This is a genomic window from Paraclostridium bifermentans, assembly GCF_964259345.1.
Taxonomy (GTDB): domain Bacteria; phylum Bacillota; class Clostridia; order Peptostreptococcales; family Peptostreptococcaceae; genus Paraclostridium; species Paraclostridium bifermentans_B.
In genome coordinates this window covers 743,254-756,595 of the sequence record NZ_CAXVJR010000001.1, presented here as the reverse complement: position 1 = coordinate 756,595, position 13,342 = coordinate 743,254, and the positions used below count along the sequence as shown (strand labels likewise).

The following is a 13,342-nucleotide window of genomic DNA, read 5'->3' as shown; positions in this document are numbered from 1 at the left end:
TGGTAAAAATGACTAATAAATTTACAAAATTTAATTTAGATAATCGTATAGAAAAAGCTATTTTTAATATGGGATACAAAAATCCTTCAGAAGTTCAAACACAAGTTATACCAAGTCTTATACATAAAGAAAATGTAGTAGTTAAGTCAAAAACTGGAAGTGGGAAAACCGCAAGTTTTGGTATTCCAATATGCGAAATGGTAGATGTAGATAGTAATAGTATACAAGCACTAATAATTGTTCCAACTAGAGAATTATCAATTCAAGTTAAGAACGAAATATCTAATATAGGTAGATTGAAGAAAGTAAGATGTAGTGCTATATTTGGTAAAGACCCTATAAAAAAACAAATAAATGAATTAAAACAAAGAGTTCATATTGTAATAGCAACTCCAGGTAGAATTATAGATCATATAAATAGGGGAACTATAAATCTTAGCAATATAAAATATTTTATTATAGATGAAGCTGATAAAATGTTAAACAAAGGATTCGTAGATGATATGGAATTTATATTTAATAAATTGCCTATAACGACTACTATTGGTTTATTCTCAGCTACTATAGATGAAGAGATTAAGCATGTATATGAAAAGCATATGAATAATTATAAAATTATAGAAATAGAAATTAATGAAAATATAGATAAAAAACAGATAGAAGAAAAACTTATAATTGTAGAAAATAAGGATAAATATGATACTTTGAAGCAGTTAATATATATCAATAATCCTAAAACTACAATAATATTTCTAAATACAAGAGATGAAGTAATAAAGCTATACAATAAAATGAAAAAAGATAAATTTTTAGTAACACATATCCATGGAGAAATGTCTCAAGAAAAGCGTATTTACTCTATTCAAGACTTTAAAAATGGAAAGTATAATATATTAGTAAGTACAGATGTTGCAAGTCGTGGAATACACATAGATGATGTCTCTTTAGTTATAAACTATCATGTACCTCGTGATAAAGAAAATTACATTCATAGGATAGGGAGAACAGGAAGAAAAGATAAATATGGTAAAGCAATAACCATAGCTAATGCACAAGATGACAAATACGTTAAGCAAATAAAAGAATATATAAATAGAGATATAGATTTAATTGAATATATAGATGAAGATAACATGGTTAAAGGTAAAATAAAGTTTGAAGAAAAATGCAGAAACTTATTGAAAAACAAAAAATCAAATTTAAAAAACAATAATAGTACACATAGCGAAATTACTAGGATATATTTAAATGCAGGTAAAAAGAAAAAGATAAGAGTTATAGATATTGTAGGAGCTTTAAACAACATAGATTGCATAAACAATGAAGATATAGGCGTTATTGAGGTTTGTGATTTATGTTCTTATGTAGATATATTAAATTATAAAGGAGAAAGAGTATTAAAAAAATATAAGAATTTAAATATAAAAAAGAAGTTAGTCAAAATAAAGAAAGATAATTCGGAAAATTAGGATTCTAACAAAAAATAAATGAATTATATTGAAAATACAATTCAAATTTGGTAATATTTATTATATAAAATTAATAGAGATAAATAAGAAACGAAGAAGTATATTCTGTATGTGGGCATCTGGGATATATGGAGTTAGTGATGCAACCGGCTATATTTACAAAATGTAAGTATAGCTTTTTTTATTTTCAAAAATTAATAAATTAGAGGCAAAGAAGTATACTCTGTATGTGGGCATCTGGGGTATATGGAGCTAGTGATGCAACCGGCTATATTTACAAAATGTAAGTATAGCTTTTTTATTTTCAAAAATTAATAAATAAGAAGCGAAGAAGTATACTCTGTATGTGGGCATCTGGAGTATATGGAGCTAGTGATGCAACCGGCTATATTTACAAAATGTAAGTATAGCTTTTTTTACGCTTAAAAAACTTATACCTATTTAAAATGTGCATAATTTATGAATTATATACATTAGTATTTTATATTTTAGCGTAAAAAATTTTTAAGAAACTAACTAAATACGTTGGTGATATGAAGTGAATTTTTTATCTAAAAAAAGAGGTGATTATTTGAGGAAGGCAAAGAATAAAGCAATATTAAGTTTAGTAGTTGTATTTAACATGATTTTAAGTTTGATTTCACCGGGGATGATGGTATATGCAGAAGATATTTCTAATAGCAATGCAGTAGAAATTACAAGTGCAACTTTTGATGATTATACTGTAAGAGAAGGTATGATTAAAACACTTCGAATTGATTACAAAATTAATGATCCAAGTAAAATTAATCCAGGTGATAGTATAACAATTACATTACCTAAAATTTTTAGAGATGTTAAGCCTGTATATCCAGATCAACATTTTTCAAATCAAGAGTATGATCCTAATACAGGAGTACTAAAATTAATATTTAATGATAATGTAAAAACTGCTTTGGCAGGATATTTAAGCGTTACAATGGTTGGAAATGAAAATATTAAAGATGGGGCATATCCTATAACGATAAGTACTAATGGAGATACAGAAACTATTACACTAACAGGAGAAGGAAGAGGTGAATCTGGAGGAAGTGGATCAAGCCCAGTTATGTATAAAGGTTCATACTTACCATTAAATTCTAAAGGTGAGGGACTTATAACTGATATAAATAAGCCTGTTAGATATTATGTAGAAATAAATCGTGATCAAAAAGAACAAATGGGTGATGCTATATTTGAAGATCAAATTCCAGATGGGATGATATTAGATAAAAATAGCATAAGTATAATTAAGCATGATTATTCAAACGAAACAGATACTAATGTAACAGATGAACTTTTAAATTCTGGAAAACTTATTGCAGAAAATAATTTATTAAAAATAGATCTTGGAAATTTATACTATGATAGCTATTCTATTAACTATAATACAATAGTATTACCTAACCCACCAAAAGATATTAAATACATAAATAAGGCCAAGTTAATTTATGATGGTAAAGAAAATGATTCTAATGCCACAGTAAGATTATCAGCAGGCGCAGGCGCAATAAATGTTTATAAAAAAGTAGATAAAGAAAGTGTGACAAATAATGATAAAGATCAAAATATAAAATATACGATATATTTTGACTCAGCAGGAAAGTTTTTAAAAAACACACTGAATGTAGAAGATAAATTAGACTCTAGACTGACTGATATAAAAATAGAACAGTCAGGACAGTTTACAGTAAACTATGATCAAGAAACAAAGCAGTTGAATGTTGTTAATGATAAATCTGATATAAATCCTGGGGATGATGCATATATCACTATACAAGCTAGCATGAAAGAGGTTGGACCAGGAGAAACTGTTTCAAATACTGCTTACGTAAACGGAAATCCAACAGATACTGTTACTACTAAAAAAAGTCCTAAAGTTGAAATAATAAAAGTTCAAAAAGGCGATAAATCTCAAAAAATGTTATCAGGAGCAGTATATGATATAACTGACATAGATGGAAAAGAGGTAAAGGATGTTAATGGAAAAACAATTCAAGATATTACTACTTTATCAAGTGGTCCTGTAACATTAGAATTACCTTATGGTGAATACAAATTAGTTGAAAAAGTAGCTCCAAAAGGATATGAAATTAATGATACTCCTATAGTTTTTGATGTTAATGAAAATAGTAAAATAGTTAAAGTTGTTGCAGAAGATGAGTTAATGTCAACTAAAGGAAATATTAAGATAACAAAAACGAATGAGGATGGAAATGTATTAAGTGGAGCAGTATTTGAATTAGTACAAGATGGAAAGGTAGTATCAACAAAAACTACAGATAAAAATGGAGTAGTATTATTTGATAACTTGGAAAAGGGAGAATATCAAATAGTAGAGAAGAAAGCTCCTGAGGGATATAATGTTGCAAAAACACAAAATGTAGAAGTTGAGGTAGATAAAACTTCAGAATTAAAAATAGTTGATACAAAAATAAAAGGAAGTATAGAAATAATAAAAGTAGACTCAAAAGATACTAAGAAAGTATTAGAAGGAACAGAGTTTACAATATTTGATAGTAACAAGAAAGCAATAGAAAAAGCTGTAACAGATAAAAACGGAAAAGTGGTATTCGATAATTTAGTATACGGAAACTACTATTATCAAGAAACAAAAGCACCAGAAGGATACACAATAGATAACAATATGTATCCATTTGAAATAACAAGTAATAAGCAAGTAATAAATAAAGTAGCAAAAGATGATCAAATAGTAGGAAGTATAGAAATAACAAAAGTAGACTCAAAAGATACTAAGAAAGTATTAGAAGGAACAGAGTTTACAATATTCGATAGTAACAAGAAAGCAATAGAAAAAGCTGTAACAGATAAAAACGGAAAAGTGGTATTCGATAATTTAGTATACGGAAACTACTATTATCAAGAAACAAAAGCACCAGAAGGATACACAATAGATAACAATATGTATCCATTTGAGATAAGTACAAACAAGCAAGTAATAAATAAAGTAGCAAAAGACGATCAAATAGTAGGAAGTATAGAAATAACAAAAGTAGACTCAAAGGATGTAAAGAAAGTATTAGAAGGAACAGAGTTTACAATATTTGATAGTAACAAGAAAGCAATAGAAAAAGCTGTAACAGATAAAAACGGAAAAGTGGTATTCGATAATTTAGTATACGGAAACTACTATTATCAAGAAACAAAAGCACCAGAAGGATACACAATAGATAACAACATGTATCCATTTGAAATAAGTACTAACAAGCAAGTAATAAATAAAGTAGCAAAAGATGATCAAATAGTAGGAAGCATAGAAATAACAAAAGTAGACTCAAAAGATACTAAGAAAGTATTAGAAGGAACAGAGTTTACAATATTCGATAGTAACAAGAAAGCAATAGAAAAAGCTGTAACAGATAAAAATGGAAAAGTGGTATTCGATAACTTAGTATATGGAAATTACTACTACCAAGAAACAAAAGCACCAGAAGGATACACAATAGATAACAACATGTATCCATTTGAAATAACAAGTAATAAGCAAGTAATAAATAAAGTAGCAAAAGACGATCAAATAGTAGGAAGCATAGAAATAACAAAAGTAGACTCAAAAGATGAAAAGAAAGTATTAGAAGGAACAGAGTTTACAATATTTGATAGTAACAAGAAAGCAATAGAAAAAGCTGTAACAGATAAAAATGGAAAAGTGGTATTCGATAATTTAGTATACGGAAACTACTATTACCAAGAAACAAAAGCACCAGAAGGATACACAATAGATAACAACATGTATCCATTTGAAATAAGTACTAACAAGCAAGTAATAAATAAAGTAGCAAAAGATGATCAAATAGTAGGAAGTATAGAAATAACAAAAGTAGACTCAAAAGATACTAAGAAAGTATTAGAAGGAACAGAATTTACAATATTTGATAGCAACAAGAAAGCAATAGAAAAAGCTGTAACAGATAAAAATGGAAAAGTGGTATTCGATAACTTAGTATATGGAAATTACTACTACCAAGAAACAAAAGCACCAGAAGGATACACAATAGATAACAACATGTATCCATTTGAAATAACAAGTAATAAGCAAGTAATAAATAAAGTAGCAAAAGACGATCAAATAGTAGGAAGCATAGAAATAACAAAAGTAGACTCAAAAGATACTAAGAAAGTATTAGAAGGAACAGAGTTTACAATATTTGATAGTAACAAGAAAGCAATAGAAAAAGCTGTAACAGATAAAAATGGAAAAGTGGTATTCGATAATTTAGTATACGGAAACTACTATTATCAAGAAACAAAAGCACCAGAAGGATACACAATAGATAACAATATGTATCCATTTGAGATAAGTACAAACAAGCAAGTAATACAGCTAGCTGTTGAAAATGAAAAGATAGTAGAAAAACCTAAAGAATCAATAACAGATAACTACAAAGACCCTGATTCTGATAATAAAAAGGAATTAGATGAAAAAGATAAAAATAGTCAATCAAAGGATAATAAAGTTATAGAAAATACTAATAAAGAAACTTATAATCCTATAACATCAGATGGTAGTATTATACCTTACTTAGGACTATTTGCTGCTTCAACAGTAGGTTTAGCAATAAGTTTTAGTAGTAAAAAGAAAAAATAGTATAAAAAATATAATTACAAAAATAGAGTATCAATTTGATACTCTATTTATTTACTTTAAATAATAGTATTAAATTGTTTGGATATATTAAAAATAGATTAACAAAATAAAGTTATTTAACTTATAAACATTGTAATATATAATAATAATTGTTATATTAAAAATTAAATAATAAATGATAAGGTGTGACATTATGGAAGAACTAAAGAAAAGTATTGATGAAATAACTAGTAATGATATTGTTAAAATGGTTATTAGTAATAAATTAAATAAAGATGTTGAGTATAAAAAAATCAACATAGAATTAAAAGAAAAAAATAATAAAGATTACTATCAAGTAGAAAAATATACAGAAAAACAAGTTTTTCATGAAAACATAGAGAAAAATATGTTAAGTGAAAAAGTTTTAGAACTAATAAATGGAAATTACAAACAATTAGACGCTTGGGCAGAGGATAGTACTTATGATTTAAAGATATCTAAAAAAGGAAAAATATTTCTATCTAAGAAAAAAAATAATAATGAAAAAATGGTTAAAAAGCAACATAATAGAGAAAAAAATTATATTCTTAAAGAAGGAATGTTAATACAACCATTAATAGACTTAGGGGTATTTACAAAAGAGGGTAAAGTAGTGAACTCTAAGTATGATAAATACAAACAAATAAATAGATTTATAGAAATTATAGATGATGAGATAAAGAAGAATGACTATAAAGAACTGACTATATTAGATTTTGGTTGTGGAAAATCTTATTTAACATTTGTGCTATATTATTATTTTGTTGAAATAAAGAAGATAGATGTAAAAATGATAGGTTTAGATTTAAAAGCTGATGTAATTAAAAAATGTAATGATATTGCAAAAAAATACAACTATAAAAACTTACGATTTGAGCTTGGAGATATAAATGGATATAAATATACAGATAATGTAGATATGGTAATAACTTTACATGCATGTGATACAGCTACAGATTATGCACTATACAATGCTATAAAATGGAATGCTAAAATGATATTCTCAGTTCCATGTTGTCAGCATGAATTTAACTCACAAATGAATACTGAAGAGTTTTCTTTATTTACAAAGTATGGAATTATAAAAGAAAGAGTTGCAGCTCTTATGACAGATGCTGTAAGAGGGAATTTATTAGAAGCTATAGGGTATAAAACTCAATTGCTTGAGTTTATAGACATAGCTCATTCACCTAAAAATATATTAATAAGGGCATCTAAAGGCAATGTATCTAAAGAAAAAAGAGAAACATCTATTAAGGAAGTTAATAGTATCATAAATGAATTTAATATAGATCCAACTTTATTAAAGTTGTTGAAAAATGATAATTTAATATAAATAATAAAAAGTAACCTCTAGATAATTTAAACTTTATCTAGAGGTTACTTTTATATTTAATCAGACTATTATATAAGTTAATAAATATAGACGTACTTATATACATTATATTACAGCTTTGTAAGTTAAAATTTACAAATAGTTATTGTACAATATATATTATAAAATTTTACGTATAGGAGGGAAACATGCCATTTACATTAGCACATCCATCAGCGGTAGTTTTTTTAAAAAGTAAATATTTAAATATATGTGGCTTAATATTAGGATCAATGGCTCCTGATTTTATATATTTTATATTATTTAATCCGAGTAGCAATATAGGACATACTTTAAGTGGGTTTTTATTATTAAACTTACCTATATGCTTTATATTAAATTATTTAATTGACAATTATATTAAAGATGCATTCATAATAAACCTACCTTTTAAATTACCAAAATATTACTGTTATCTAATGAGTCGCAAAAACAATATAAATAGTATAAAAAAAACAATAGTATTTATATATTCATGTATCATAGGAATGATAACACATGTATTTTGGGATGCATTTACACACGATACAGGTTACTTTGTTGAACATATAAGGATTTTAAGATATGAAATAGAGTTATTAGGGTTTAGCCTTTCAATATACAAAATAATTCAACATGGTAGTACAATGATTGGATTTATAATAATACTTGTATATTTATACAGTATAAAAAAAATAAGTAATAAGCTATTGGAATCAAACAAATATAAATATCATATTACAGCTATAGGTATTCAAGTTATAGTTATAGGGTTTAGTTATTTATATTTTGAAAAATTTGGTATAGGAAGGTTTGTAGTTACTTTTATAAATGGATTGTTTATAGGTTATTTAGCATCATCTATATTATATAAATATAAATGTAAAAACTAACTTTTTAGTAAGTACTTGATTATAATATCAATATAATTTAATATTAGTATGATTAGAAAAAATAATAACTTGCAAATAAAGGAGGCATAATATGAAATTTACATTTTGTCACAATAATTTCAATGTATTAGACTTACAAAAAAGTTTAAAATTTTATGAAAAAGCATTAGGGCTTAAAGAAGTAAGAAGACATACAGCAGAAGATGGAAGCTTTATATTATCTTATTTAGGTGATGGGGAAACTTCTCATACATTAGAGCTAACTTGGCTTAGAGATTGGGACAGACCATATAATTTAGGAGATAATGAATTCCACTTAGCTTTAAGAGTAGATGATTTTGATGCTGCATATAAACTACATAAAGAAATGGGATGTATATGCTTTGAAAATAAAGATATGGGAATATACTTTATAGCAGATCCAGATAATTACTGGATAGAAATATTACCACCTAAGGAAATTTAATAGATAAAAGATAAAACTGTCTTAAAATTTAATTTTAGACAGTTTATTTTTTATCTATTAAGTGTATATATAAATAATATTAATAAAAAAGGGAGTACTAGTATATGAATAAAAAGAAAATTAGTATTGTAATTATAGTTTTAGTACTAGTAATTACAATAGGGTTTATAGTTTTTAGTAATAAAAAAGAATCACCAAAAACAAATAATGATAATAGTGATATTAAAGTTGAAGAAACTATTACAGATAATGCAGATGCACTTCAGTTTTTAAAATCTGTAGCAGGTATAAAGGCTAATAATGTTGAGATAACAGATAACCCCGTAGGAGTTAAAGGTGAGTTTTTAGCACCAGAAAAATCGATATTAAGTGGAGTTGACTATTTTTTAAAAGAAACAAATAACGATAAAATAGAAAATCTAAATATAAACTTAGATAATAATACAATAAATATAAGAGTAGACTACAAGGTTTCTAAGTTTATAAAAGTTCCAGTCGAAGTTCAAGTTGTTCCATCGTTAAATAAAGAGAAAGATTTGGTTTTAAACATACAAAAAGTTAAATTATTAGATATGAAATTATATGACTGGATAGTAGATGTTTCAGTAAACAGTTTTATAAAAGATTGGTTCCCGAAAGAAAGTGGATTAAAGGTTACATTTAATGAAGGAAATGTAGTTATAGATAAAGATAATTTTAAAGGAATATCAATAGATAATATTAATTTAGATAAGAATAACTTAAAAATAGACATGTTTATAGACTTACAGTATTTAATGACACATAAATAAATATAAAAAATGCGATATAAAAATTTATATCGCATTTTTTATATTTGAATAAATTATATATATTAAAGAATTATAGATATGCTACGAAATATATGAAGTCTTTATAAAATGAAACTGTTTACATATATAGATAAATTTAAAATTTTATATTTAGATTAAAGAATAAATAAAGCTTAAGTACAGAAAATATAAATAATAAATGTTCAAAATAAAATTAGGAGGAAGAATATGCAAAAAGTATCATTTAAATTTATATCAGCAATTATTTCACTAACTTTAATTTTTACAATAATACCAATAAATGTATATTGTGTGAATAATGAGTTAAATACAGCACCAAATATAAGTGTAATTGGTGGAGAATTAAAAGGTAAAAATGAACTTTTAAAATATTTTAATGATTTAAAAAGAGTACGAGATAATATAAATACTATAAATATAAGCGTTGAAAAAGCTAAGGAAAATTCTCAAAGCATTCAACAACAAATAAAATCTTACTCAAGTGAATTAAATTCTATTTTAAACTCTCTATCAAAACACAAGATAATATATAAAGAATCCCCAGCAGATGTATTTATAGCAAATCAAATAGAAATAATAGCTTATATACTGAATACTGCCTTACAACAACAATTAATTTTATTACAAACATTACTAGCAGATCAGCCCGGATCTACAGAGTTATTTTTTTCAGAATATCTAGTTAGTATATACTACTATATAACTGTTGCGGATCAAATGATTGCTTATATAAACAATGTTTATAATATAAAATAAAAAAATACCTTGAATTTATATCAAGGTATTTTTTTATTATTGAAAATATCAATATTAGTATATTTATGTATCGATAATATCAATTTGTAGAAAATTAACATATATTGTAAGATGATTATGTGATATTTAAATAAAAAAGAGGTGGGTTTATGGAGTATAAAATAATAAAAGATCAAATGACACCAAAGGAAAGGATGGAAGCTTTTGCTAAAGGAAAACCTATGGATAGAATTTTATGTTCACCATTTTTAGCAGAAAGCGTTTCCTCTATATTTGGACATACGATAAATGAATATAATCATTCAGTAGATGCACTTGTAGATGTAGCGATAGGAAGTTTTGATTTATTTAGACCGGATAGTATAGGTTTTGGACCAGGACTTCAAGGAGTACCAGAAGCTATGGGTAGTGAAGTTGTATTTCCTACTAATAATACACCATATATAAGCAAACCTGCTATAAGTGATTATAGTGAAATAGGTAAATTAAAGCCTATTGATCCATATAAAGATGGAAGAATTAAATATTTTTTAGAAGCACTTAAAATAACTCAAGATAAATTAAACTCTGTAGTAGGAGTTGGAACTTCAGTAGGAGGTCCATTTACAACTGCATGTTTTTTAAGAGGTACAGATAAATTTTTAAGGGATTTAACTAAAAATAAAGATATGGCACAACAGTTATTAGAAATATCAACTCAAAGTGTTATAAATTATATAGATGCAGCATGTGATATAGGATTGGCACCTTCATTAGCAGAGCCAATTGCATCATCAACAATGATAAGTGAGAAGAAATTTGAAGAATTTGCGAAACCTTATTTAAAAAAATGTATGGACAGAATAATAGAAAGAACTGGTGGAGGGACTACACTACATATATGCGGAAGAACTAAGAAAATATGGGGGCATATGGTTGATACTGGAATAGCTAATTTAAGTTTAGATAATATAGATGATATAGGAGAACTTAAAGAGGTCTATGGGGATAAGGTTTGCTTGATTGGTAATGTTGACCCAGTAGATACTATAATGAGAGGAAGTATAGAAGATATATATAATGAAGCTAGAGAATGTATAAAAAAAGCACATGATAGTAAGTGTGGGTTTATATTAAGTACAGGCTGTGATGTACCGATAGGAACAAAACCAGAAAACATTAAAGCACTTATGGATGCTGCAAGAATATATGGAGCATATCCAATAAATCTAAAAAATTTGTAGGGGAGATTAATTATGGAAAATACTAAAGAAATATTATTAGATAGATTAGCAAAATGTGTTTTAGAAATGGAAGATGAAGAAGTTGTAGATATAGCAAATGAGTATATAGATAAAGAATTTGATGCATATGAAGGAATTACTAAAGGATTAGCCTTAGGTATGGAAGAAGCTGGAAGGTTATATGAAGAAGAGGAATATTATATACCAGAATTATTATTATGTTCTGATGCCATGTATGAAGGAATAGATATCTTAAAACCACATTTACCTAAACACAAAACAGGAGAACATTATAGGGCTGTAGTTGGTGTTGTTGAAGGGGATACACATGATATAGGTAAAAACCTATTTAAAATAATGTTAGAAACAGGTGGATTTGAAGTTTTTGATTTAGGTAGAGATGTAGCTCCTATGGATTTTATAAATAAAGCTAAAGAAGTTAATGCGGATGTAGTAGGGATGTCAACATTAATGACTACTACAATGGATAATATGGAAGTTGTTATAGATTTACTAAAGAAAGAACATATGCGTGATGATGTAGTTGTTATGGTAGGTGGAGGTCCTATATCGCAAAGCTTTGCAGATAAAATTGGAGCAGATGGATATGCACATGAAGCCTCAAAAGCAGTTAAACTTGCTAAAGATTTGGTTGATAAAAAGAGAGGTATCCATAAAGAGGTGATATAAAATGAATCCAAAAGAGAGACTATATAAAGTTTTAAAAGGTGAAAAAGTAGATAGACCACCTTGCATATGCCCTGGTGGAATGATGAATATGATAATAGAAGATATTATGGATATAGAGGATGTAACTTGGCCAAAAGCACATACAGATCCTAATTTGATGGCAGATTTAACTCAAGGTATGTACAAAAACAATGGATTTGAAAATTTTGGAGTTCCATTTTGTATGACTGTTGAAGCTGAATGTATGGGAGCTAAGGTATACATGGGAACTAAAATAACAGAACCTAGAGTTACAGAATATCCAATTGAATCAAGTAAAGACTGGGAAAAATTAAAAAAAATAGATATAAATAAAGGACGTGCAAAAGTAGTTATAGATGCAATTAAAATTTTAAAGGATAGAAATACAGATGTTCCTATTATTGCTAACTTGACAGGACCTGTTAGTCTAGCATCATCACTACTTGAGCCTATGGTATATTACAAAGAAATTAGGAAAAATTCTGAAATGATTCATAAACTTATGAGCTTTGTAACAGATAACTTAATAGAGTTTGGAAAAGCTCAGCTATTAGCAGGAGCAGACATATTAACAATTTCAGACCCTAGTGGAACAGGAGAAATATTAGGTGCTAAAAATTTTAATGAGTTTGCAGTTCCATATTTAAATAGAATAATTGATGAATTAAGCATTTATGCTAAAGGTGGAACTATAATACACATATGTGGAAGATTAAAGAGTATATATAAAGAATTAAACTCACTTAATAGTAATGCTATTAGTTTTGATTCCATAACAAATGTTAAACAAGTGAAAGAAAATGTAAGCGATAAAGTAATAATGGGAAATGTAAGTACCTTTGCTTTGGAAAATAGCGATAAAATAAGTTTAGAGACTATGAGTAATTCTTGTATGAACAATGGAGTAGATATATTATCTCCTGCATGTGGTATAGGAGTTAGAACAAAGCTTGAAAATATTCAGGCTATAGTTGAATGTGCGAAAAAATATAGCAGATAAGAGGTAATAA

At 26.6% G+C, this 13,342-nt stretch carries 10 protein-coding genes and 3 riboswitches; all 10 genes read left to right on the top strand.

The window, feature by feature from the left end:
* Positions 1-8: 8 nt before the first annotated feature.
* Positions 9-1,469, top strand: coding sequence for a DEAD/DEAH box helicase (locus ACEXNK_RS03780; protein ID WP_373601482.1), 1,461 nt, complete (start codon positions 9-11; stop codon positions 1,467-1,469).
* Positions 1,470-1,546: 77 nt separating this feature from the next.
* Positions 1,547-1,630, top strand: a riboswitch (cyclic di-GMP riboswitch).
* A gap of 34 nt (positions 1,631-1,664) precedes the next feature.
* A riboswitch (cyclic di-GMP riboswitch) is annotated at positions 1,665-1,748 on the top strand.
* A gap of 34 nt (positions 1,749-1,782) precedes the next feature.
* A riboswitch (cyclic di-GMP riboswitch) is annotated at positions 1,783-1,865 on the top strand.
* Between the two features lie 175 nt (positions 1,866-2,040).
* Positions 2,041-6,096: a SpaA isopeptide-forming pilin-related protein gene (locus ACEXNK_RS03775; RefSeq protein ID WP_373601551.1), complete on the top strand. Its 4,056-nt coding sequence runs from the start codon at positions 2,041-2,043 to the stop codon at positions 6,094-6,096.
* Between the two features lie 193 nt (positions 6,097-6,289).
* Positions 6,290-7,453, top strand: coding sequence for a class I SAM-dependent methyltransferase (locus tag ACEXNK_RS03770; RefSeq protein ID WP_373600567.1), 1,164 nt, complete (start codon positions 6,290-6,292; stop codon positions 7,451-7,453).
* A gap of 188 nt (positions 7,454-7,641) precedes the next feature.
* Positions 7,642-8,364, top strand: coding sequence for a DUF4184 family protein (locus ACEXNK_RS03765; RefSeq protein WP_373600566.1), 723 nt, complete (start codon positions 7,642-7,644; stop codon positions 8,362-8,364).
* A 91-nt stretch (positions 8,365-8,455) separates the two neighbouring features.
* Positions 8,456-8,830: a VOC family protein gene (locus ACEXNK_RS03760; protein ID WP_373600565.1), complete on the top strand. Its 375-nt coding sequence runs from the start codon at positions 8,456-8,458 to the stop codon at positions 8,828-8,830.
* Positions 8,831-8,934: 104 nt separating this feature from the next.
* A complete protein-coding gene (locus tag ACEXNK_RS03755; RefSeq protein WP_373600564.1) occupies positions 8,935-9,621 on the top strand; it encodes a hypothetical protein in 687 nt (228 codons plus the stop codon).
* 228 nt (positions 9,622-9,849) lie between these two features.
* Complete coding sequence (locus tag ACEXNK_RS03750; protein WP_373600563.1) at positions 9,850-10,398, top strand: hypothetical protein; 549 nt, start codon at positions 9,850-9,852, stop codon at positions 10,396-10,398.
* Between the two features lie 149 nt (positions 10,399-10,547).
* Positions 10,548-11,621, top strand: coding sequence for a uroporphyrinogen decarboxylase family protein (locus tag ACEXNK_RS03745; protein ID WP_373600562.1), 1,074 nt, complete (start codon positions 10,548-10,550; stop codon positions 11,619-11,621).
* A 12-nt stretch (positions 11,622-11,633) separates the two neighbouring features.
* Positions 11,634-12,311 carry a corrinoid protein gene (locus tag ACEXNK_RS03740; protein WP_373600561.1) on the top strand — a complete coding sequence of 226 codons (678 nt, stop codon included), beginning with the start codon at positions 11,634-11,636 and terminating at the stop codon, positions 12,309-12,311.
* 1 nt (position 12,312) lies between these two features.
* Entirely contained in the window at positions 12,313-13,332 is a 1,020-nt protein-coding gene (locus ACEXNK_RS03735; protein ID WP_373600560.1) for a methylcobamide:CoM methyltransferase MtbA, read from the top strand.
* Positions 13,333-13,342 lie beyond the last annotated feature (10 nt).